This window comes from Stutzerimonas kunmingensis (assembly GCF_014764705.1).
GTDB lineage: Bacteria > Pseudomonadota > Gammaproteobacteria > Pseudomonadales > Pseudomonadaceae > Stutzerimonas.
In genome coordinates, this window is record NZ_JACXXG010000002.1 from 244185 (window position 1) to 268083 (window position 23899).

Annotated in this window: 17 protein-coding genes; 13 read left to right on the top strand and 4 right to left on the bottom strand. The window is 60.6% G+C overall.

Annotation, left to right across the window (positions count from 1 at the left end; genetic code table 11):
* Positions 1-4 precede the first annotated feature (4 nt).
* Positions 5-976: a CDP-6-deoxy-delta-3,4-glucoseen reductase gene (locus tag IEG05_RS02960; protein WP_046618314.1), complete on the top strand. Its 972-nt coding sequence runs from the start codon at positions 5-7 to the stop codon at positions 974-976.
* A gap of 55 nt (positions 977-1031) precedes the next feature.
* Here the strand turns inward: IEG05_RS02960 and IEG05_RS02965 are convergent, their stop codons facing one another.
* The 3 genes from IEG05_RS02965 to IEG05_RS02975 all read right to left on the bottom strand — a co-directional run bounded on the left by IEG05_RS02965 (position 1032) and on the right by IEG05_RS02975 (position 5774).
* Positions 1032-1697, bottom strand: a complete 666-nt coding sequence (locus IEG05_RS02965) for an SPOR domain-containing protein (RefSeq protein ID WP_046618312.1) — start codon at positions 1695-1697, stop codon at positions 1032-1034.
* Positions 1698-3437 (bottom strand): arginine--tRNA ligase, encoded by a 1740-nt coding sequence (argS, locus tag IEG05_RS02970; RefSeq protein WP_046618311.1) that lies wholly within the window; start codon positions 3435-3437, stop codon positions 1698-1700.
* A gap of 114 nt (positions 3438-3551) precedes the next feature.
* A complete protein-coding gene (locus tag IEG05_RS02975; protein WP_191121617.1) occupies positions 3552-5774 on the bottom strand; it encodes a primosomal protein N' in 2223 nt (740 codons plus the stop codon).
* Between the two features lie 192 nt (positions 5775-5966).
* On the opposite strand from IEG05_RS02975, the gene rpmE reads away from it, so the two are divergent.
* The 3 genes from rpmE (at position 5967) to IEG05_RS02990 (ending at position 8412) form a co-directional block, all read left to right on the top strand.
* Positions 5967-6179, top strand: coding sequence for a 50S ribosomal protein L31 (gene rpmE, locus IEG05_RS02980; RefSeq protein ID WP_014821726.1), 213 nt, complete (start codon positions 5967-5969; stop codon positions 6177-6179).
* Positions 6180-6199: 20 nt separating this feature from the next.
* The gene (locus tag IEG05_RS02985) at positions 6200-6994 is read left to right on the top strand and encodes a thermonuclease family protein (protein WP_046618310.1); all 795 of its coding nucleotides are present in this window, start codon (positions 6200-6202) and stop codon (positions 6992-6994) included.
* Between the two features lie 149 nt (positions 6995-7143).
* A complete protein-coding gene (locus IEG05_RS02990; protein ID WP_014821724.1) occupies positions 7144-8412 on the top strand; it encodes a malic enzyme-like NAD(P)-binding protein in 1269 nt (422 codons plus the stop codon).
* A 63-nt stretch (positions 8413-8475) separates the two neighbouring features.
* On the opposite strand, the gene IEG05_RS02995 is transcribed toward IEG05_RS02990, so the two are convergent.
* Positions 8476-10908, bottom strand: a complete 2433-nt coding sequence (locus IEG05_RS02995; RefSeq protein WP_046618309.1) for a penicillin-binding protein 1A — start codon at positions 10906-10908, stop codon at positions 8476-8478.
* Positions 10909-11088: 180 nt separating this feature from the next.
* Between IEG05_RS02995 and IEG05_RS03000 the strand changes: the two genes are divergently transcribed.
* The 9 genes from IEG05_RS03000 to gltB all read left to right on the top strand — a co-directional run bounded on the left by IEG05_RS03000 (position 11089) and on the right by gltB (position 23889).
* Positions 11089-12153 (top strand): pilus assembly protein PilM, encoded by a 1065-nt coding sequence (locus IEG05_RS03000; protein ID WP_046618308.1) that lies wholly within the window; start codon positions 11089-11091, stop codon positions 12151-12153.
* Entirely contained in the window at positions 12153-12725 is a 573-nt protein-coding gene (gene pilN, locus IEG05_RS03005) for a type 4a pilus biogenesis protein PilN (RefSeq protein WP_014821721.1), read from the top strand. Before IEG05_RS03000 ends, pilN begins: the two co-directional genes overlap by 1 nt.
* A complete protein-coding gene (gene pilO / locus IEG05_RS03010) occupies positions 12722-13345 on the top strand; it encodes a type 4a pilus biogenesis protein PilO (RefSeq protein WP_046618307.1) in 624 nt (207 codons plus the stop codon). Before pilN ends, pilO begins: the two co-directional genes overlap by 4 nt.
* Positions 13342-13869, top strand: coding sequence for a type 4a pilus biogenesis lipoprotein PilP (pilP, locus tag IEG05_RS03015; RefSeq protein WP_003301042.1), 528 nt, complete (start codon positions 13342-13344; stop codon positions 13867-13869). Before pilO ends, pilP begins: the two co-directional genes overlap by 4 nt.
* Before the next feature lie 53 nt (positions 13870-13922).
* Positions 13923-15998, top strand: a complete 2076-nt coding sequence (locus tag IEG05_RS03020) for a type IV pilus secretin PilQ (protein WP_046618306.1) — start codon at positions 13923-13925, stop codon at positions 15996-15998.
* A gap of 5 nt (positions 15999-16003) precedes the next feature.
* On the top strand, positions 16004-16549 hold the full coding sequence (gene aroK, locus IEG05_RS03025; protein WP_031298066.1) for a shikimate kinase AroK: 546 nt from the start codon (positions 16004-16006) through the stop codon (positions 16547-16549).
* A 23-nt stretch (positions 16550-16572) separates the two neighbouring features.
* On the top strand, positions 16573-17676 hold the full coding sequence (aroB, locus tag IEG05_RS03030) for a 3-dehydroquinate synthase (RefSeq protein ID WP_191121618.1): 1104 nt from the start codon (positions 16573-16575) through the stop codon (positions 17674-17676).
* Between the two features lie 10 nt (positions 17677-17686).
* Entirely contained in the window at positions 17687-19267 is a 1581-nt protein-coding gene (locus tag IEG05_RS03035; RefSeq protein WP_191121619.1) for an AAA family ATPase, read from the top strand.
* A 173-nt stretch (positions 19268-19440) separates the two neighbouring features.
* Positions 19441-23889 (top strand): glutamate synthase large subunit, encoded by a 4449-nt coding sequence (gene gltB, locus IEG05_RS03040; RefSeq protein ID WP_191121620.1) that lies wholly within the window; start codon positions 19441-19443, stop codon positions 23887-23889.
* The last annotated feature ends 10 nt before the right edge of the window (positions 23890-23899 follow it).

The following is a 23899-nucleotide window of genomic DNA, read 5'->3' on the forward strand; positions in this document are numbered from 1 at the left end:
GCACATGAAAGTTACTTTGCAGCCATCCGGCGCCGTGCTCGACGTGCGGCCCGGCGAACGATTTCTCGATGCCGCCAGGCGTCTGGGCTACGAATGCCCGCAGAGCTGTCGCAACGGCAATTGCCACATCTGCGCCTCGCTGCTGGTCGAAGGACGTGTGCGGCAGGCCGGCGAGGTGCGCGATCACGGCGAGCTGCTGGCCTGCCTGGCCGAGCCACTGGAAGACTGCGTGCTGCTCTGGGATGGCGTGCTGGCGCCCGGTGAATTGCCGGTACGCGAGCTGACCTGCCAGCTCAGTGGCTACGAAGAGGTCGGTGGCGATGTGGTGCGCTTGCGCCTACGCCTGCCGGCCGGTCGCCAGCCGCGCTATCACGCCGGTCAATATCTGTTGCTGCAACGGGAGGACGGTGAGTGGTCGGCGTTTTCCCTCGCCTCTGCTCCCGGCAGCGGCCGAGAGCTGGAGCTGCACGTGCTGGCGCGTGAGGAATCCGCGATCGAGCTGCTGGCATTCCTGCGGCGGCAGGGCTTTGCGCGGATCCAACTGCCATTCGGCGACACGCATCTGGCAGAACTGCCGGACGGTCCCTTGGTACTGGTTGCAGCGGGCACCGGCATGGCGCAGATGCACAGTCTGATCGAGTATTGCCGCGCAGCCGGGTTCTCGCATCCGGTGCATCTGTACTGGGGTGTTCGCCATCCCGAAGACTTCTATCAGCTGTCGCACTGGGGTGAATGGCAGGGCATGAGCAATCTGCATCTGCACCGTGTCGTCAGCGACGTCTGCGGCTGGGAAGGTCGCTGCGGCATGCTGCACGAAGCGATTCGCGAGGATTTCAACGATCTCAAACCGTTGCATATCTATGCCAGCGGCTCGCCGTCGATGGTCTATGGCACGCTGGATGCGTTGGTGGAGGCGGGGATGGACCCGCATCAGATGCGCGCTGACGTGTTTGCCTACGCGCCGCGGGAAAGCTGATCGCTTTGCTGCGCCAGAATGAAAAACGCCGGGTCGAAAGCCCGGCGTTTTTCGTTCAGCGCGTCTGCCGCTGTTGCAACAGCAGGTTCTTGTAGCCGCTGGCGGCCAGCGTCTTTTGTGCGGCATTCAGTTGCTCGCGGCTGCCGAAGGGTCCGACCAGCACGCGATACCAGGGCTCATCACGCACCTTGACGCTTTCCACGCGCACGTCCTGACCAAGCAGGATGATCTGCGCGCGTACCCGATCAGCCTCCGCCTGCTGGCGGAACGAGCCGGCCTGCAGAAAGAACTGGGTAACTGGTGCCTTGGCCACTGTGGGCGGCGGCGGTGGTACCTGGCCATTGAGTGCGGCCTGCGCGCGGGCTTCGTCGATCTTCGCTGCTTCCTCCGGCGTTACCGGCTTGGCCGGCGGTTCCGGCTGCTTGGCTTCCGGCGGCAGAATCACTTCCGACTCCGGCAGGAGCGTATAGAAGTCGTACTTCGGCTTGGCCGCCTGCTCGCTGGCTGGCGTGCGCTTGGGCTGCTCCTTGATCGCGGTCTTGGGTGCGTCCTTGTTGCGCTTGACCTCCTCGCCACCCGGCTCGAGGATCATCAGAAACATGATGAAACCGCCGATGACCAGGCCACAGACCAGCCAGATCCAGCCTGGTACGGCCTGTTTGGCGGGCGCCTGATAGCGGCTCGCGCCTCGTTTGGGCGCGGCTTTCTTCCTTGCAGCCACTTACATGCGCTCCAGAGTTTCCAGGCCGAGAAGTTCCAGGCCCTGCTTGAGGGTCTTGCCGGTCAGGGCAGCGAGGCGCAGTCGACTCTGCTTCTGCTCTGGCTGTTCGGCGCTGAGGATCGGGCAGTGCTCGTAGAAACTGGAGAACAGCCCGGCCAGATCGTACAGGTAAGCGCACAGCAAGTGCGGTTCGCCTTTCTCACCGACGCTGTTCAGCACTTCGCCGAACTGGGCGAGCTTGGCGGCGAGCGCCAGTTCCTGCTCAGCCTCGAGCTGAATCTGCCCGGCGATCTCATCGATGCCTTGACCCAGCTTGCGGAAAACGCTGGCCACGCGGGTGTAGGCATAGAGCAGGTAGGGCGCGGTGTTGCCTTCGAAGCTCAGCATCAGTTCGAAGTTGAAGCGATAGTCGCTGGTGCGGTGCTTGGACAGGTCGGCATATTTGACGGCGCTGATACCCACCGCGCGGGCGATCTGGCGCAGCTCGGCTTCATCGAGGTCCGGATTCTTGCCCTTGACCAGGGCATAGGCGCGCTGCTCGGCTTCGTCGAGCAGATCGATCAGCTTTACCGTGCCGCCGTCGCGGGTCTTGAACGGGCGGCCGTCGGCGCCGTTCATGGTGCCGAAGCCCATGTGCTCAAGCTGCATGCCGGCATGGACGAAGCCGGCGCGACGCGCCACTTCGAAAGCCATCTGGAAATGCAGGGCCTGGCGCTGATCGACGAAATACAGCGCGCGATCGGCATGCAGGACCTGGCTGCGGTAACGCATGGCCGCCAGGTCGGTGGTGGCGTAGAGGTAGCCGCCGCCGGCCTTCTGCACGATCACCGGGAGCGGATTGCCTTCGGCGTTCTTGAATTCGTCGAGGAAGACGCACTGCGCGCCGTTGTCCTCGGTGAGCAGACCTTTACTGCGCAGAGCTTCGACGATATCTGCAAGCTCGGCGTTGTAGGCGCTCTCACCCTTGACGTCGGCCGGGGTCAGCTTGACGTTGAGGCGGTCGTAGATCTTCTGGCAGTGCGACAGGGAAATATCGTTGAAGCGCGTCCACAGGCTCAGGCACTGTGCGTCCCCGGCTTGAAGCTTTACCACCAGTTCGCGGGCGCGGTCGGCGAACCCGGCGGACTCGTCGAAGCGCTGTTTCGCTGCGCGATAGAACTGCTCCAGGTCGGACAGCTCGCTTTCCGTCGCCGCCGGTTTCTCCTCGAGGTAAGCCAGCAGCATGCCGAACTGGGTGCCCCAGTCGCCGACGTGGTTCTGCCGGATCACCTCGTCGCCGAGGTACTCGAGCACACGACCGACGGCGTCACCAATAATGGTCGAGCGCAGGTGGCCAACATGCATCTCTTTCGCCAGGTTCGGCGATGACAGGTCGATCACCACGCGCTGAGGCGCCGACGCCTTGCGCACTGCCAGCTGTGGATCGGCCAGGGCCGCTTCGAGGCGCTCGGCCAGTGCGTCGCTGTTCTGGAAGAAGTTCAGAAAGCCTGGTCCGGCGATTTCCACCTTGCTGATCTGCGCATCCTGCGGCAGCGCGGCGATTAGCTTCTCGGCCAGGTCGCGCGGCTTCAGCCCGGCCGGTTTGGCCAGCATCATGGCGATGTTGCTGGCGAAATCGCCGTGGCTCTTGTCCCTGGTGTTTTCCACCTGAATCGCAGGGGTCAGCCCTTCAGGCAGGACGCCTTCAGCGGTCAGGCGGACGAGGGCTTGCTGGATCAGGTGGCGAATGCTGTCTTTCATGGTCGGCTCAGTCCGCAAGTGTGCGCGAAAACCCGGCATTATCGGGTCGCGATGGGTATCGCTTCAAGGTGCGTGGCGCGCAGGGCGGCAAAAGTCCGGGTTTCGATCAGGCGATCAGAACAGATCGATCGGGTCGACATCCAGGCTCCAGCGCACGGCACGACCGCCGGGCAGTTGTTCGAGCATCGGGACCCAGGCGCCCATCAGCCGGTGCAGGGTCGCCCGCGCGTTGCCCTGAAGCAGTAATTGCGCCCTGTAGCGGCCGGCACGCCGTTCCATCGGTGCGGGAACCGGTCCGAGCAGGTCGACGCCGTTGAGCTGCAGCTGGTCGAGCAACTGTTCGGCGAGGTTGCAGGCGTCGTCGAGGAAGGCTTCGGCCTGGCCGGGCTTCTGTGCCTCGGCGCGCAGCAGCGCCAGATGGCTGAACGGCGGCAGGCCGGCCGCGCGGCGCTCGGACAGGGCCTGCTCGGCGAAGGCGAAATAACCCTGTTCGGTCAGCTGCACCAGCAGCGGATGGTCGGCCAGATGCGTCTGGATGATGACCTTGCCAGGCTCCTCTGCGCGCCCGGCGCGCCCGGCGACCTGGACAATCAGTTGGGCCATGCGCTCGCTGGCGCGGAAGTCGGCTGAGAACAGCCCGCCGTCGGCATCGAGAATCGCCACCAGCGTGACGCGCGGAAAATGGTGACCCTTGGCGAGCATCTGCGTGCCGACCAGCAGGCAGGGTTCGCCGCGGTTGATGGTGCCGATCATCTGCTCCATCGCGCCCTTGCGCGAGGTGCTGTCGCGGTCGATACGCAGCACCGGATGGTCGGGAAAGAGGATGCCCAGGCGCTCCTCGGCGCGTTCCGTTCCGGCGCCAACCGGGCGCAGATCCACCTTGCCGCAGTCCGGACAGTTGCGCGGCGGTCGCTCAACGTGCCCGCAGTGGTGGCAGCGTAGTTCGTTGTGACGTTGATGCAGGGTCATCCGCGCGTCGCAGCGCGGACACTGGCTGAGCCAGCCGCAGTCATGGCAGAGCAGGGTGGGGGCGAAGCCACGTCGGTTGAGGTAGACCAAAACCTGCTGGCCGGCGCTGAGGGTCTGGCCGATGGCCTGTTGCAGCGGGCCGGATATGCCGGCGTCCAGCGGGCGACTCTTGACATCCAGGCGCAGGAAGCGCGGCGACTGTGCATTGCCGGCCCGTTGCGTCAGCTTGAGTAGCGCATAGCGGCCGCTGTGGGCGTTGTGAAGGCTTTCCAGCGAGGGCGTGGCCGAACCGAGCACAATCGGCAGGTTCTCCTGGCGCGCGCGCAGCAGGGCCAGGTCGCGGGCGTGGTAGCGCAAGCCTTCCTGCTGTTTATAAGAGGCGTCGTGCTCCTCGTCGATGATGATCAGGCCGGGATTCTTCATCGGCGTGAACAGGGCCGAACGGGTACCGATGATGATATCCGCCTCGCCATCGCGGGCGGCGAGCCAGGCATCGAGTCGTTCACGATCGTTGACGTTTGAGTGCAGCAGCGCGATCCGGGCGTTGAAGCGCTGTTCGAAGCGGGCAAGCGTCTGTGGCCCCAGGTTGATCTCGGGAATCAGCACCAGCGCCTGCTTGCCGGCTTCCAGTACGCGATGAATCAGATGCAGGTAGACCTCTGTCTTGCCGCTGCCGGTCACCCCCGCCAGCAGGAACGCCTGAAATCCTCCGAGGCCCGCGCTCACCGCCTCGAAGGCTGCGCGTTGCTGTGTATTCAAGGTGAGTTCGGCCTGTAACAGCCAGCCGCCACTGTGCCCGCGCGTCGGCCTGCTGCGGCGGGATTCGATACGCACCAGGCCCTTTTCCAGCAGCAGGTCGAGGCTGTCCTTGTTCAGCTGCAGTTTGCTGAGCAGCGCATGTGGCAAGCCGTGTGCGTGCTGGGCGATGGCCTTCAGCGCTTCGCGCTGCCTGGGAGCACGAACCAATCGCGGATCGTCAGGGCTCGCGCCTTCGGCTACGTGCCAGTAGCGCTCTTGTCGCGCTTCAGCGGGTTCGCCCTGACGCAGCAGTACCGGCAGTGCCCAGCTGAGGGTGTCGCCAAGGCTGTGCTGATAATACTGCGCGGTCCACAGGCAAAGCTTGAATAGCGGGGCGGGCAGGGGTGGTTTGCTATCCAGCAGTTCCAGAGCCGGCTTGAGCTTTTCCGCCGGCACTTCGCTGTGGTCGCTCAGCTCGACCAGAATGCCGACCACTTCGCGTCGACCGAAGGGCACGCGCAGGCGTACGCCTGGTTGAAGAGCGGCGGGTGACACGCCAGCCGGCGGCAGGTAATCGAACAGGCGACGCAGGGGTGAGGGCAGCGCCAGGCGGAGGATGCTGGAAGACACTCGATGATCCTTGGTGATGTGCGGCGATGGTAAACGATGACGCGATTCGGCGTCGTCGCGAGCGCGCCAGCGGCTCAGCGCGTCTGTCGCCCGCGCTTGCATCACCCTAGCGCTCTGGTATGATTCGCGCCCTACTTCGTGCGGTACTCGACATAGGGTCGGGTGGCGGCACACAATCCTAGAGGATTCACCATGAAAGCCGATATCCATCCTAATTACGTCGAAATCGAGGCCACCTGCAGCTGTGGCAACGTCATCAAGACCCGCTCCACGCTGGGCAAGAACCTGAGCCTCGACGTGTGCTCCGAGTGCCACCCGTTCTACACCGGCAAGCAGAAGGTGCTGGATACCGGCGGCCGTATCGATCGCTTCAAGCAGCGTTTCGGTGTGTTCGGCGCCAAGTAAGCTGGCGTACCGGGAATCCAATGGGGTTTTCCGAGCACATGAAAAAGGCGTCCCTGGTGGGCGCCTTTTTCGTTTCCGTCTTCTGGCAAATTCAAGCGCTTGCCTTCTGCCCGTCGCCGGGGCGCTTGTCGACGCTGGAAGTGGCCCAAGTCGTTGACGGCGATACGCTGCGTCTGGTCGATGGTCGCAGCGTGCGGCTGATCGGCATCAACACGCCGGAGCTGGGGCGTGACGGGCGCAAGGCCGAGCCTTTCGCGCTGGCCGCACGGCGCCGACTGCAGGCATTGGTGCAGGCCAGTGACGGGCGGGTCGGTCTGGTCCTGGGCCAGGAGCGGCAGGATCGCTATGGGCGCACGCTGGCCCATGCTTATGACGCGCAGGGACGTAATCTCGAAGCCGTGCTGCTTGCCGATGGCCTTGGCTTCATGGTCGCGGTGGCGCCGAATACACAGCTGGTGGCCTGTCAGCAGCGGGCCGAGCAGCAGGCGCGGCAAAACGGTCTGGGTGTATGGCGCGAGCTGAAGCCCGGCTCGCCGCAATCGTTGAAGCGTGGTGGCTTCGCGCTGCTCGAAGGCAGGGTCGAGCGGGTCGAGCGCAATCGCGGCGGCTATTGGCTGGAAATGGATGGTCCGCTGGTGGTGAACATACCGCCGCAGGCGCTTGACGCATTCGATGTCCGGACAATGACGGTGCTTGCCGGGAAGCGACTCGAGCTGAGGGGCTGGGTAGTCGACCGCCGCGGACGGGTGGGGGCCGGGCAGGCCCGCTGGATGCTGCGCGTCACCCATCCGGCGATGCTGGGGTTGTCGCGCTGATCGGCTGTTCGTAACGGCGCGTGAATCTACCCGGAAAGTCGTAGCGGCTTGGGCTTGACAGTCAGCCGGCCCGCTGGCTTGTGAGTGCGCTTGTTCTTGGCGTATGCTCGACCGCCTGTCTGTCCCAGTAAAATAAGCGGAAATGCCACATGACTGACCTGAAAACTGCCGCGCTCGAATACCATGCCCAGCCCCGTCCAGGGAAATTGAGCGTCGAGCTGACCAAGCCCACCGCCACTGCTCGTGATCTTTCCCTGGCCTACAGCCCGGGTGTAGCTGAGCCTGTGCGCGAGATCGCTCGCGATGCGGAACTGGCTTACCGCTACACTGGCAAAGGCAACCTGGTGGCTGTTATCTCCGACGGCACCGCTATTCTCGGCTTGGGCAACCTTGGCCCGCTGGCTTCCAAGCCGGTGATGGAAGGCAAGGGCGTGCTGTTCAAGCGTTTCGCTGGCGTCGACGTATTCGACATCGAAGTCGATGCGGAAAGCCCGCAGGCCTTCATTGATACCGTCAAGCGCATCTCGATCACCTTTGGTGGCATCAATCTGGAAGATATCAAGGCGCCGGAGTGCTTCGAGATCGAGCGGGCGCTGATCGAGCAGTGCGATATCCCGGTTTTCCATGACGACCAGCATGGCACCGCCATCGTGACGGCTGCCGGCATGCTCAATGCGCTGGAAATCGCCGGCAAGACTCTCGAGCAGGCCAAGATCGTCTGCCTCGGTGCTGGGGCTGCCGCAACCTCGTGCATGAAGCTGCTGGTCAGCATGGGTGCGAAAATCGAGAACATCTTCATGATCGATCGCAAGGGCGTCATCCACGCCGGCCGTGACGATCTGAACCAGTACAAGGCTGTGTTCGCCCATGAGACCGACAAGCGCACTCTGGACGATGCGCTCGAAGGTGCCGACGTTTTCGTCGGCCTGTCAGGCGCCAACCTGCTGAGTCCGGAAGGTCTCAAGCGCATGGCGGCCAATCCGGTTGTCTTCGCCTGCTCCAATCCTGATCCGGAGATCAGCCCGGAGCTGGCGCATGCGACGCGTTCGGATGTCATCATGGCAACTGGTCGCTCGGACTACCCGAACCAGGTCAACAACGTATTGGGCTTCCCGTTCATCTTCCGTGGCGCGCTGGATGTTCGCGCCAAGCGCATTAACGAGGAGATGAAGATCGCGGCCGCCATTGCGCTGCGCGATCTCGCCAAGTTGCCAGTGCCGGCTGAAGTGGCTGCTGCGTACGGTGTGGATAGTCTGGAATTCGGCCGCGAGTACATCATTCCGAAGCCAATGGATCCGCGTCTGATCACGTTGGTGTCTGATGCCGTGGCCAAGGCAGCCATCGAAAGTGGCGTGGCGACATTGCCTTACCCGTCGCATTATCCGCTGCAGTCGGTTAACGACGTTTTCAACGGCTGACCGCGCTGAAAAAACAAACCCCGCCAAGGCGGGGTTTTTTGTTGGCTGGCGAAAATCGGTCGATCAGAACAGATCCAGCGGGGCGGCTTCATCGGCCGGAAGAGGGCTTCCAGGTGCCTGGGTTCCAGAGTCGAATTCACCCATGGGGGGCGGCGAATCCTCGCTCTTGAAGACCTCGAAATAGGCGTCAGGCGTGCTGGGTGTGGCAGAGCGACCGCTGACCGGATCGATGCGCAGCTTGAGCAGTCCGTCCGGCTCCGCTGGCGGGTGTTCGGGCATGTCCTTTAGCACTGCGCTCATGTAGCTCATCCAGATCGGCAGGGCGACCGTGCCGCCATACTCGTTGCGCCCCAGGCTTTGTGGCTGGTCGAAGCCCGCCCATACCGTGGTTACGATGTCGGCGTTATAGCCGGAGAACCAGCTGTCGATGGAGTCGTTGGTGGTGCCGGTTTTGCCTGCGATGTCACCGCGACCCATGGCCAGCGCACGTCGCCCTGTGCCGCGCTTGATAACGTCCTGCAGCATGCTGGTCATGATGTAGGCGGTACGTTCATCGAGTACCTGCTCGGCAAGGCGTGGTTCGGCGTCGAGTGCCTCGCCGTCATTCAGGGCTCTAGTGTCAGGCGCTGCGTAAGCCTCGGCCTCTGTTTCCTTGGTCTCGGTATTCCGTGATGGCACGCGTGCCGGGTTGGCCTCGAAGAGCAGCTTGCCTTCACGGTCTTCTATGCGCTGGATCAGGTATGGCTCGATCTTGTACCCGCCGTTTGCAAAGGTCGTCCAGCCGGTGGCGATCTCCATAGGTGTAAGCGTCGCGGTACCCAATGCCAGAGATAGGTTGCGCGGCAGGTCCTGCGGATTGAAACCGAAGCGGCTGATGTAATCGACCGTGTGGTCGATGCCCATTGTCTGCAGCAGACGAATCGAAACCAGATTCCTCGATTTGTACAGCGCCTCGCGCATGCGGATCGGCCCGAGGAACGTATTGTTGTCGTTCTTCGGGCGCCAGATGCGGTCCATGCCCTGTTCGACAAAGACGATGGGGGAATCGTTGACCAGGCTCGCGGCGGTGTAGCCCGCGTCCAGCGCTGCGCTGTAAATGAACGGTTTGAAGCTCGACCCGGGTTGGCGCTTGGCCTGGATGGCGCGGTTGTAGTTGCTCTGGCCAAACGAGAAACCGCCTGCGAGCGCTTCGATCGAACCATCCTGGGGGTCGAGTGAAACCAGTGCCGCCTGCGCCTGCGGCACCTGGCTGAATACGGCTGTTTCATCGTCCTGCCAGCGAATGCGGACCACGTCGCCTAGCTTGACCACGTCGGCTGGGCGCTGCGGCCTTGGCCCCATGCTGTTGATGCCGAGGTAGGGACGGGCCCACTTCATGCTGTCCCAAGCGACTGCGTGCTCGTTTCCGTCGCGCGTCAGCACCAGAATCCCGCTGGTCTCTACCTGCGTGACGACGGCCGGCTGCAGCCCGGAAAGGCTTCGGTACTTGGCCAGCTCGCTGGGCCAGCTATCGCGCGGCAGTTCTGCGAGGCGCGCTTCCGGTCCGCGGTAGCCGTGCCGCTGGTCGTATTCAATCAGTCCGTTGTCGAGTGCGAGGTTGGCAGCAAGCTGCCGCTCGCTGGACACCGTGGTCTTTACCCGGAAGCCATCCGTGTAGGCAGCGCTGCCGAAGCGGCCCACCATCTCGGCGCGCGCCATCTCCGCGATGTAGGCGGCATCCAGCTCGGGGGCTGCGCCGTGGTACCGAGCGGTCTCAGGTTCGGCGAGTGCTTGCCGATAGCTAGTTTCATCCAGTGAGCCAAGTCTGTGCATGCGGCCCAGGATCCAGTCGCGTCGTTCTTTGCTGCGGGTCGGATTAACCAATGGGTTGAATGCAGAAGGTGCCTTCGGCAGGCCGGCGATCATCGCCAGCTGTGCGACGCTAAGCTCCGAAATGGGCTTGCCGTAATACACCTGAGAAGCCGCCTCGATTCCATAGGCACGATTGCCAAGGTAGATCTTGTTGACGTACAGCTCGAGGATTTCGTTCTTGCTGAGCTCGCGCTCTATCTGCAATGCCAGCAGTATCTCGTTGATCTTGCGCGAGAAACTCCGCTCACTGGTAAGGAAGTAATTCTTCGCCACCTGCATGGTAATGGTGCTGCCGCCGGTCTGAATCTGCCCACTTTTCAATAATTGCGTGGCAGCGCGCATCAGGCCGGTTATGTCGACGCCATAATGATTAGCGAAATTGTCGTCCTCGGCAGCCAGCAGTGCGTGGATGAATTCCTCAGGGATGTCCTCGAAGTGGATCGGTGAGCGTCGCATTTCCCCGAACTCGGCGATCAGCTTGTCATCCGCGCTATAAACCCGCAGCGGAATTTGAAGCTGTATGCTCCGCAGGGAATCGACGGAGGGGAGGTTGGGGCTGAGGTAGAGAAATGCGCCGCTGATGCTCAGCAAGAGTGCGCAAAAGACTGCGAAGCACGACCAGAGAAAAAATTTCAAAAAACGCATCAGGGTTCTTGGAATCCAGGATTTGGGGGAGGAAGACTGCGGCGATGCTGAAAGGGAAAACCGTTCACATTATATGCGGTTTTTTTGCCGGGTAGCCATTTGCGCTTCTGTCAAGGCTGTTATCTAATGTGGATAAACATAATTAATCCGTAAGTTGCGGATAAAGATAGGAAATCGGTCGTGCTAGGGCTCTTCACTAAGAAAGCGAACACGCTGCTTGGGATCGATATCAGTTCGACCTCAGTCAAGCTCCTCGAATTAAGTCGATCAGGTAGTCGCTACCGCGTCGAGGCGTATGCTGTCGAGCCGCTCCCGGCAAACGCCGTAGTTGAAAAGAACATCGCCGAGCTCGAGGGCGTCGGCCAGGCATTGCAGCGGGTGGTTGCCAAGGCCAAGACCGGATGCAAGTCGGCGGTAGTGGCTGTTTCAGGCTCCGCGGTAATCACCAAGATCATCGAGATGGATGCTGGTTTGTCCGACGAAGAACTCGAGAATCAGCTGAAGATCGAGGCGGACCAGTACATTCCCTATCCGGTGGAAGAAGTGGCGATCGACTTCGAAGTCCAGGGGCCGGCTCCTCGCTCTCCTGGCCGAGCAGAAGTCCTGCTCGCCGCTTGCCGCAAGGAAAACGTCGAAATTCGTGAGGCAGCGCTTGCGCTGGCGGGGCTCACTGCCAAGGTGGTTGACGTCGAAGCCTATGCGCTTGAGCGGTCTTACGGGCTACTCGCTCCACAGTTGGGTGCGGCGCATGGAGAGCTGACCGTCGCCGTGGTGGATATCGGTGCCACCATGACTACCCTCAGTGTTCTGCATAACGGTCGTACTATTTATACCCGTGAACAGCTTTTTGGCGGGCGTCAGCTGACGGAGGAAATTCAGCGACGCTACGGCCTTTCACAAGAAGAAGCTGGTCTAGCCAAAAAGCAAGGCGGCCTCCCAGACGACTACGACAGTGAGGTTTTGCTTCCGTTCAAAGAGGCAGTTGTGCAGCAGGTTTCTCGCTCGTTGCAGTTCTTCTTTGCGGCAGGACAGTTCCATGATGTCGACTGCATCCTGTTAGCGGGCGGGACGGCATCGATACCTGGGTTGGATCACATGATTCAGCAGAAGATCGGTACTCAGACTCTAGTTGCGAATCCATTCGCCGATATGGCTTTGAGCAGCAAAGTGAATGCTGGAGCGCTGGCTAGCGATGCGCCGGCCTTGATGATTGCTTGTGGCCTGGCGCTAAGGAGCTTCGACTAATGGCGCAAATCAACTTACTTCCGTGGCGTGAACAGCTGCGTGAAGAACGAAAGCAGCGTTTCCTAGCGTCTCTGGTCGGTGTGCTGGTCATAGCGGCTGGTCTGGTCTTTCTTGGAGATCGTTATTTCCAAGCTGCGATTGAGCAGCAGAGTGCGCGCAACGAGTTTGTCAAAAAGGAAATTGCGGTTCTTGATGCTCGTATTAAAGAAATCAAGGAATTAAAAGAGCGCCGTCAGCAACTACTGGAGCGAATGAAAATCATCCAGGACTTGCAAGGTAATCGACCTATTATCGGGCGAGTTTTTGATCAGCTTGTAAGAACTCTGCCGGATGGAGTGTATTTCACTTCGGTAAAAATGACCGGAAAGAACATTGCGATCATTGGTGCCGCCGAATCGAACAATCGTGTCTCCAACCTTATGCGCAATCTTGATGCCTCTGATTGGCTCGAGGCGCCGAATCTGAACGAGGTGAAAGCCGTCACCGCCGGTGCCGTGGATCAGGAAAATGTGTTCCAGCTGACGGTTCAGCAAACGCAGCCGGTTGCCGCTACGGAAGGAGCAAAGCCATGAGTCTGGCTGAATCGTTAGATAGTTTTCGCAAGATAGACTTCGCTGATCTCGATCTTAATAACCTCGGTTCTTGGCCTGCGCCGGTCAAGTTCATTGCTGGCGTTATGCTTCTCGCAGCGGTGCTTGCTATAGGTTATTACTTTCATTTGCAGGATATGCAACTGCAATTGGAGCAGCAGCGCGCTCAGGAAGAAACCTTGAAGCAGCAGTTCTCGACCAAAGCCTTCCAGGCCGCCAATTTGGAAGCTTATAAAGCGCAAATGGCCGAGATGGAAACGTCGTTTGGTGCGTTATTGCGGCAACTGCCAAGCGATACCGAGGTCCCTGGGCTTCTGGAAGACATCACTCGAACGGGTCTCGGTAGTGGGCTGGAGTTCGAGGAAATCAAGTTGCAGCCAGAGGTGGCTCAGCAGTTTTATATCGAGTTGCCTATAAATATCAAGGTCGTTGGGGGGTATCACGATCTGGCAACTTTCGTGAGTGGTGTGGCAAGCCTTCCGCGTATCGTCACGCTACATGATTTCGAGATCAAGACTGAAAAGAACGAAGCTACATCAAAATTGCGGATGAACATCGTCGCTAAGACTTATCGTTATAACGACAAGGGGCTGCAGAAATGAATCGCGCGAGACTTACTGCGTTGGGCTTAAGTCTGGTTGCGCTGACTGGCTGCGGCAGCAGCAACGACTTCGGCGATCTGCAGCAATATATGAATGAGGTCAGGGCGAAGCCGAAAGGGACAATTGAGCCGCTACCGGCATTCATTCCCTACGAAGCCTTTACCTATAGCGCTGCCGCCCTGCGACATCCGTTTCAGCCTCCCGTCAAGCTTGATTTAACCCAGCGGCAAAAGGGCTCAAAAGATATCCAGCCCGATGAGTCGCGAGTTAAGCAGTTTCTTGAGGGGTTCAATATCGAGAACTTCACGATGGTAGGCACGTTAGCCAATGGTGGGGGGCGGTACGCCTTGATCAAGGGCGGCGACGGGGTTCATCGCGTCAAGATTGGTGACTATTTGGGGCGCAACCATGGCCGTATCGTCGAGATCAGCGATGCGGGAGTGGATGTAGTGGAAATCGTACCTGATGGAGAGGGTGGGTGGCTCGAGCGCCCGCGCAGTCTGACCTTGAAAGAGCGCACCTAGCGCGGGGCAAAAGCATGGAAAACCTTTACCGGTCTGCACAACGGAAGCAATTTATGAACACTACCCTTTCACGCCTAGGTATCTCTTTGCTTGCGGCGTTTATTTCTCCAGCCCTGCTGGCGGCCAACCTGAACGCCCTCGATGTCGCTGCGCTGCCTGGCGACCGTGTTGAATTGAAGCTTGCGTTCGACGAACCGGTGGCTGCACCGCGTGGTTATACCCTCGATCAGCCTGCGCGGATCGCGCTCGACCTGCCCGGCGTATCCAATAAGCTCGGAGCGAAGAATCGCGAGCTAGGAGTTGGCAATGCGCGGAGCGTGACCGTCGTTGAAGCCCAAGGCCGTACCCGACTGATCGTTAATCTCAATACTCTGGTGCCCTACTCCACTCGCGTAGATGGTAACAATCTCTTTGTGGTATTGGGCGAAAGTTCGGGTGCTGTACGTGCCCCAGCTGTTTCAGCTGCGCCCGTTGCTCCAGTGGTTGCGCCTGCCAAGGCGATGGCTGTAGGTAAGGCGATCGAGAACATCGATTTCCGTCGGGGTGAAGACGGTGCCGGAAACGTCGTTATTACGCTCTCTGACCCATCGGTAGGCTCGACCATTGAGGAGCAGGGCGGAAAGATTCGTGTCCTCTTCGACAAGGCTCAACTGCCGGAGGCGCTGCGTGTTCGTCTTGATGTTCAGGATTTCGCTACGCCCGTAAAGTTTGTCGATTCGTCCGCTCAGGCCGGTGGAGCTAGTGTCGCCATCGAGCCGACCGGTCGATACGATTATCTGGCGTACCAGACAGACAACAAACTGACCATCAGCATCAAGCCTCTGACCGAGGATGAAGCCGAGAAGCGCAAGGCTGAGCGCTTCGCTTATTCGGGCGAGAAACTCTCGCTCAACTTTCAGGATATCGACGTTCGTTCCGTACTGCAGCTGATCGCTGACTTCACCGATCTGAACCTGGTGGCGAGCGATACCGTCGCTGGCAACATAACCCTGCGTCTGCAAAACGTGCCTTGGGACCAGGCGCTGGATCTGGTGCTTAAAACCAAAGGTCTGGATAAGCGCCAGGTTGGTAACGTGCTGCTGGTCGCGCCTGCCGACGAGATTGCTGCCCGTGAGCGTCAGGAGCTTGAGTCGCAGCGGCAGATCGCCGAGCTTGCTCCACTTCGTCGCGAGGTCGTTCAGGTCAATTATGCAAAAGCTGCCGATATTGCGCGGCTGTTTCAGTCGGTGACCAATTCCGAGGGGCAGGCAGACGAGCGTGGATCGCTCGCGGTTGATGACCGTACGAACAACATCATTGCCTACCAGACTCAGGAGCGCTTGGACGAACTTCGGCGCATCGTGGCGCAGCTGGATATTCCAGTCCGACAGGTCATGATCGAGGCTCGAATCGTCGAGGCGAACGTAGATTATGACAAGGCGCTGGGCGTACGTTGGGGTGGGACGCAGCTGTTCGCTAACGGGCGGGGCGCTGTTTACGGCAGCGACGATTTTGGCGATGAGGCTGGTGAAAGTGGCGAAGATGGCAACGGTAATTATCCGTTCGTTGACCTTGGCGTAGCGAATCGGACTGCCGGAATCGGAATTGGCTATATCACAGATAATCTGATTCTTGATCTCGAGCTTTCCGCGATGGAAAAGTCGGGTAATGGCGAAGTGGTTTCTCAGCCAAAGGTCATGACGGCTGATAAGGAAACGGCAAAGATTCTCAAGGGGTCGGAGATTCCTTATCAAGAGGCGAGTTCAAGCGGTGCTACTTCCACAACCTTCGTGGAGGCCGCGCTTTCGCTGGAGGTGACGCCCCAGATTACCCCTGATAACCGGATCATCATGGAGGTGAAGGTCACCAAGGACGAGCCGGACTTTGCAAACGACGTCAACGGCACTCCGACCATCCGCAAGAATGAAGTGAACGCGAAAATCCTTGTGAATGACGGCGAGACTGTCGTTATTGGTGGGGTTTTCTCCAACACGCAAAGCCGGTCGGTGGATAAAGTTCCGTTCCTGGGTGATCTGCCTTATCTTGGGCGTATGTTTCGAAGGGACGTCGTGGCAGACTCAAAATCCGAGTTGCTGATATTCTTGACTCCCAAGATTCTCAATCACCAAGCTGTTGCTGTGAGTCGCTGACCTCATTGAAGAACACTATCCTCGTAGGCCCGATGGGTGCTGGCAAAAGCACCATCGGGCGTTTGCTTGCCAAAGAGCTTCGTCTCCCATTCAAGGATTCCGATAAGGAGATCGAACAACGGACCGGTGCCAGCATTCCACTGATCTTTGACGTGGAGGGTGAGGGCGGCTTTCGTGAGCGGGAGCGGGCGGTGATCGCCGATCTCTGCCAGCTCGAGGGAGTGGTGCTGGCCACTGGCGGTGGTGCGGTGTTGCGAGAGGATAATCGGCAGGCCCTTCGTGCGGGTGGGCAAGTCGTCTATCTTTGCACGTCGGTCGACCAGCAGCTCGAACGCACCGCCCGCGACCGCAACCGGCCGCTATTGCAGGCTAGTGATCCCCGCAGCGTTCTGTCCGCCCTCATGGCCATTCGCGATCCGCTATATCGCTCGATAGCGGACGTCATCATCGAAACCGACGAACGTCCGCCGCGGATGGTTGTGACGGAAATTCTCGACCGGCTCGCGTCTTTACCGCCTCGTGAAAGCCGGGATGAATCTGCGCTATCCTAGACCCCTTTATTGTTGGGGGCCCCATGCAGACTCTTCAGGTCGATCTCGGTGAGCGTAGCTATCCCATTCATATTGGCGAGCGGTTGATTGATCGCGCCGAGCTGTTTTCCGACAGGATCCGCGGGCGGCAGGTGGCAGTTGTCACTAATGAAACTGTTGCGCCGCTGTATCTCGATCGACTGACTCAGACCCTTTCCGACTACTCTGTCACTCCGGTGATTCTTCCCGACGGGGAGGAACACAAGAATTGGCAAACCCTGCAGCTCATCTTCGACGCTCTGCTCGGAGCTAGGCACGATCGCAATACCACGGTCATCGCGCTGGGTGGCGGCGTCATTGGCGATATGGCGGGCTATGCAGCTGCCAGCTATCAGCGTGGCGTGGACTTCATTCAGGTTCCCACCACGCTATTGTCGCAAGTGGACTCTTCGGTCGGCGGCAAGACCGGTATCAATCACCCTCTAGGCAAAAACATGATCGGGGCGTTCTATCAGCCCCGAGCGGTCATCATTGACACCGCGACCTTGAAGACATTGCCGCCTCGTGAGCTTTCTGCGGGGCTGGCTGAGGTGATCAAGTATGGGCTTATCTGCGACGAGCCCTTCCTTGGCTGGCTTGAGGCAAATGTTGATCGACTTCGAGCGCTTGATCCTGTGGTGCTGACGGAGGCGATCCATCGCTCCTGCGCTGCAAAGGCCAAGGTGGTGAACGCTGATGAGCGCGAGTCCGGCGTGCGCGCGATTCTCAATCTAGGTCACACATTTGGCCACGCGATAGAAACACATATGGGCTATGGCGTCTGGTTGCATGGTGAGGCCGTGTCGGCGGGAACCGTGATGGCGTTGGAGATGTCGTGTCAGCTGGGCTGGATCACGCGGATGGAGCGTGACCGGGCCATCAGGTTGCTGCAGCGCGCGGCGCTTCCGGTCGTGCCCCCCGCGCAGATGAAGCCGCAGGACTTTCTCGAGCACATGGCAGTCGACAAGAAGGTTCTGGACGGTCGGCTGCGCCTCGTTTTGCTACGGCGAATGGGCGAGGCTGTTGTGACCGGGGACTTCCCTCGCGACGTGCTGGAAACCACCTTGAGCGCCAGTTACGGTGCAATGACGGAACACCTTGGAGCATAAGAAAATTTCCATGACCAGTTTGTCTGCGGACGACGCGTTTCTGAATCACTATGGCTTCAGCCATGACCCGTTTGCTGCTCGCGTTCCGGGCTTCAAGTTCTTCCCCGCGCAGCGCAAGCCGGTGCTTGGGCAGCTTCATCATCTGGCGCGCTACAGCCAGTTGCTGCTGCTGGTTACCGGGCCGGAGGGAAGTGGAAAAACCCTTTTGCGTCAGGCACTGGTTGCCAGTAGCAACAAGCAGGCGGTTCAGAGCGTAGTCATTACCCCTCAGGCTACGATGGATGCGAGCGCGCTGTTGGCACAGATCGCTCAAGCACTGAACAGCCAGGAGGCCGATTTCGACGGCGTGATGGCCCAGGTCATCCAGCTGGCGTTGACAGGTCAGGAAGTCTATCTATTGGTCGACGACGCCGAGCAGTTGACGGGTGCTGCGGTGGAAACCCTTCTGCGTCTAGCTGCGGGCACCCCTGAGGCCAGGCCGCATGTGTTCCTGTTCGGTGAGTCTGCGCTTGGCGGGCGGCTCGAGGCCTTGAGTGATGGCGAGGAGCGCTACCATGCCATCGCGCTGCAGCCGTATGAAGAGGACGAAACCAGGGAGTACCTGGCATTGCGGCTGGAGGGTGCCGGTAGCGGCCTAGAGTGTCTGAGCGAAGAGCAGATTGGTCGTATCCATGAGCAGTCTGGTGGTTGGCCGGGGGCGATCAATCAGTTGGCCCGAGACGAGCTCATCGCCGCGATGCAGAGCAAGCGCGGGCGGCGGAAATCGGGCGGTATCGGATTTCCGCTACCCAAAAAACATTTGGTTGCTGTAGTCGCAGTCCTTGTTCTTATAGCGGTCGGCTTTCTTTTCTTGCGTGGCGGCGATTCCGAGCGCCCTTCGGCCCCCGAAGTGACTTCCCTGCCGCTCGATGGTTCGTCTGCCTCGGGGCCGGCTGCTGAGTCCGCGGAGCAGGACCCGACTGCCATCGAGTTCGATGGACAAGAGCGGCCGTTGTCCCTGCCGCTGGGTGGCGACGCACAGCCGGTGGTGCGCGAGCCGCTGGCGGCCGCTGCTGGTGGCGAGAGCGAGGACGAGAATGGCGGGCCCACCGCGAATGCCGCAGTCCCTACAATTCCTGCACCTGCACCTGCACCTGCACCTGCACCTGCACCAGCACCAGCGCCAGCACCGAGCGAGCGTGTTCAGCCCGCACCCGCTCCGCAAGTTGCTGCTCCGGCTCCCGCTCCGGCGCCTGCGTCACCCCAGGTGCGGCCGAATGCCGCAGAGCGTGCGGCTGCTGCAGCAACTGCCTCGGGTTCAACCAATAGCTCTTGGTATGCGAGCCAGCCGGGAAGCAATTATCTGGTTCAGATCCTGGGGACCCGTGTCGAGAAGAACGCTCAAGCAATCGTCCAGCAGCATGGCGGTAACTACCGATACTTCGCCAAAGTGCATGAAGGCAAGCCGCTCTACGTCGTGACTTACGGCAACTTCGCGAGTCGTGCTGCTGCGGTCGCAGCGGTCAAGACGCTGCCCGTCTCGTTGCAGGCTGGCAAGCCGTGGGTGCGAAATTTGGCAAGCGTGCAACAGGAAATCAAACAGGCTCGATAGAAAAATGCCCCAAAAAAGTGCGCAATGCACCTTTCTGGGGCTTGCAAAAATAAATTGTGTCGCTCTAGCTGGCTTTGTAAACTGCTCCCCCTTTTGCCCACGTGAATGACGGGGTGAGTCTCTGCCCGTCAATAAGGGGTTGATTTACAACGCATTTAGCTGGTGGAGTGCCTATGAGAGCAGGTCTTTTTCGTCCTGAAGAGTTCAAGGATAACTGCGGCTTCGGTCTGATTGCCCACATGCAGGGCGAGGCTAGCCATCACCTGCTAAAGACTGCCATTCAGTCCCTGACCTGCATGACTCACCGCGGTGGCATCAACGCTGACGGCAAAACCGGTGACGGTTGCGGTCTGCTGATGCAGAAGCCCGACGCATTTCTGCGTGCCCAGGCTCTGGAGCATTTCAACGCCGAGCTGCCTGCGCAGTATGCCGTCGGGATGATCTTTCTGGATCAGGACGCCAGCAAGGCGCACCAGGCCCGCGCTCGTCTCAGTGAAGAGATTATTGCCCAAGGTCTGACGCTGGTCGGCTGGCGTGAAGTGCCAATCGATACCAGCGTGTTGGGTCAGCTTGCTCTTGAGCGTCTGCCGCGGATCGAGCAGGTCTTTGTCTCCGGCGATGGCTTGGACGAACGCGAGTTCGGCATCAAGCTGTTCTTCGCACGCCGCCGCGCCGAAGTCGCGCTCGCCGACGACAGCGCCTTCTACGTTTGCAGCCTCTCCGACAAGGACATCATCTACAAGGGCCTGATGATGCCCGCCGACCTGGCGCAGTTTTATCCTGACCTGGGCGATGAGCGTCTCGCCACTGCGATCTGCGTATTTCACCAGCGTTTCTCCACCAACACCATGCCGCAATGGCGCCTGGCTCAGCCGTTCCGTTTCCTCGCGCACAACGGTGAGATCAATACCATCACCGGCAACCGTAACTGGGCGCAGGCACGTCGCCTGAAGTTCGCCAACGAGCTGCTGCCCGACCTGGAAAGCCTGTCGCCGCTGATCAATCGCACCGGCTCGGACTCTTCCAGCATGGACAACATGCTTGAGCTCTTGGTCACCGGCGGAATGGATCTGTTCCGTGGCCTGCGTATGATCATTCCGCCGGCGTGGCAGAACGTCGAGACCATGGACCCCGATCTGCGGGCGTTTTATGAATTCAACTCCATGCACATGGAACCCTGGGATGGTCCGGCTGGCGTGGTGCTGACCGACGGTCGCCATGCAGTCTGCCTGCTCGACCGCAACGGCTTGCGCCCGGCGCGCTGGGTGACCACCAAGAACGGCTACATTACCCTCGCCTCCGAAGTTGGCGTCTGGGATTACAAACCGGAAGACGTCCTGGCCAAGGGCCGTGTCGGGCCGGGGCAGATCCTCGCCGTGGACACCCACACCGGCAAGGTGCTGCACACCGACGACATCGACAATCGCCTCAAGGCACAGCAGCCCTACAAGAAGTGGCTGCGGCAGAACGCCCTGCGCATCCAGTCGACCCTGGACGACAACGACCATGGTTCGGCCTTCTACGATGCCGACCAGCTCAAGCAGTACATGAAGATGTACCAGGTCACCTTCGAGGAGCGTGACCAGGTACTGCGTCCGTTGGCCGAGCAAGGCCAGGAAGCGGTCGGCTCGATGGGTGACGATACGCCCATGGCGGTCCTGTCGCGTCGTGTGCGCTCGCCCTACGACTACTTCCGCCAGCAGTTCGCGCAGGTCACCAATCCGCCGATCGACCCGCTGCGCGAAGCCATCGTCATGTCGCTGGAAACCTGCCTGGGTGCCGAGCGCAATGTCTTCGAGGAAACCGCCGAGCACGCCAACCGCGCGATTCTGACCACTCCGGTGATCTCGCCGGCGAAGTGGCGGACGATCATGAACCTGGAGCGTCCGGGATTCGAGCGTCTGGTCATCGACCTGAACTACGACGAGGCCGTCGGCCTCGAGGCGGCGATTCGCAATATTGCCGATCAGGCCGAGGAAGCCGTACGTGGCGGCAAGGTCCTGCTGGTACTCAGCGATCGTCATATCGCGCCAGGCAAGCTGCCGGTGCATGCTTCGCTGGCCGTGGGCGCGGTTCACCATCGTCTGGTGGAAACCGGCCTGCGCTGCAGCTGCAACATCTTGGTCGAAACCGCCACCGCCCGTGATCCGCACCATTTCGCGGTGCTGATCGGCTTCGGCGCGACTGCGGTCTACCCGTTCCTTGCTTTCGAAGTGCTGGGCGACCTGATCCGCACTGGCGAAGTGCTGGGCGACCTCTATGAGGTGTTCAAGCACTATCGCAAGGGCATCTCCAAGGGGCTGATGAAGATCATCTCCAAGATGGGCATCTCGACCATCGCCTCCTACCGCGGCGCGCAGCTGTTCGAAGCTGTTGGCTTGGCTGAAGAAGTCGTGGACCTCAGCTTCCGCGGCGTGGCCAGCCGTATCAAGGGCGCGCGCTTCGAGGATCTGGAGGCCGAGCAGAAGGCCCTCGCCGCCGAAGCCTGGAGCAGCCGCAAGCCGATCCAGCAGGGTGGCCTGCTGAAGTTCGTCTACGGTGGCGAATACCATGCGTACAACCCGGATGTAGTCAGCGCGCTGCAGGTGGCGGTGCAGAGCGGCGATTACAGCCGCTTCAAGGAATACACCGCGTTGGTCGACCAGCGTCCGGTGGCCATGCTCCGCGACTTGCTCAAGGTCAAGGTGGCTGAGCAGCCGCTGGCGCTGGAAGAGGTCGAGCCGCTTGAGGCGATTCTCAAGCGGTTTGATTCCGCTGGTATTTCGCTGGGCGCCCTGTCGCCGGAAGCCCACGAAGCCATCGCCGCGGCGATGAACCGCATCGGCGCGCGCTCGAACTCTGGTGAGGGAGGTGAAGACCCGGCTCGCTACGGCACCGAGCGCAGCTCGAAGATCAAGCAGGTAGCGACCGGCCGCTTCGGTGTCACGCCGGAATACCTGGTCAATGCCGAAGTACTGCAGATCAAGGTCGCCCAGGGCGCCAAGCCCGGTGAAGGCGGCCAGCTGCCCGGTGGCAAGGTCAATGGCCTGATCGCGCGGCTGCGTTACGCGGTACCGGGCGTCACCTTGATCTCCCCGCCGCCGCACCACGACATCTACTCCATCGAGGATCTGGCTCAGCTGATCTTCGACCTCAAGCAGGTCAACCCGCAGGCGCTGGTTTCGGTCAAACTGGTGGCCGAGCCGGGCGTGGGTACCATCGCCGCCGGTGTGGCCAAGGCCTATGCCGACCTGATCACCATCTCCGGCTACGACGGCGGCACCGGCGCTTCGCCACTGACTTCCATTCGCTATGCCGGCTCGCCCTGGGAGCTCGGCCTTGCCGAAACCCACCAGACCCTGCGCGGCAACGACCTGCGCGGCAAGGTCCGGGTGCAGACCGATGGCGGCCTGAAGACTGGCCTCGACGTGATCAAGGCCGCGATCCTCGGCGCCGAAAGCTTTGGCTTCGGTACTGCGCCGATGATCGCCTTGGGCTGCAAGTACCTGCGCATCTGCCACCTGAACAACTGCGCCACCGGCGTTGCCACGCAGAACGAGCAGCTGCGCAAGGATCACTTCATCGGCACCGTCGACATGGTGGTCAACTTCTTCCAGTTCGTCGCCGAGGAAACCCGCGAGTGGCTGGCCAAGCTGGGCGTGCGCAGCCTCGGTGAGCTGATCGGGCGTACCGATCTGCTCGAGGTGCTGCCGGGCGATACCGCCAAGCAGAACAACTTGGATCTGTCGCCCCTGCTCGGCAGCAGCAACATCGCCGCCGACAAGCCGCAATTCTGCTTGGTCGAGAAGAACCCGCCGTTCGACCAGGGCCTGCTGGCCGAAGAAATGGTCAAGCTGGCCAAAGGCGCCATCGATGCCAAGAACGGTGGCGAGTTCGAGCTGGAAATCTGTAACTGCGACCGCTCCATTGGTGCCCGTGTCTCCGGCGAGATCGCTCGCCAGCATGGCAACCAGGGCATGGCCGGTGCGCCGATCACCTTCCGCTTCAAGGGCACTGCCGGCCAGAGCTTCGGCGTCTGGAACGCCGGTGGCCTCAATCTCTATCTGGAAGGCGATGCCAACGATTACGTCGGCAAGGGCATGACCGGCGGCAAGCTGGTGGTCACGCCGTCGCAGGGCGCCAGCTATCGGTCCCAGGATTCGGCGATCATCGGCAACACCTGTCTGTACGGTGCTACCGGCGGCAAGCTGTTCGCTGCAGGTACCGCGGGTGAGCGTTTCGCGGTGCGCAACTCTGGCGCCCACGCAGTTGTCGAGGGTACTGGCGACCATTGCTGCGAGTACATGACCGGTGGCTTCGTCTGCGTGCTTGGCAAGACCGGACACAACTTCGGCTCGGGCATGACCGGTGGTTTCGCCTATGTGCTGGACATGGACAACAGTTTCGTGGACCGGGTGAACAACGAGCTGGTCAACTTGCAGCGCATCACCGGCGAGGCGATGGAAGCCTATCGCAGCCATCTGCAGGACGTGCTGCGCGAATACGTTGTTGAAACCGCGAGTGAGTGGGGGGCTGAGCTGCTGGATAATCTCGACGACTACCTGCGTCGGTTCTGGCTGGTCAAGCCCAAGGCGGCCAACCTGGCTTCGCTGCTGTCGAGCACCCGGGCCAATCCGCAATAACAATAAGCCG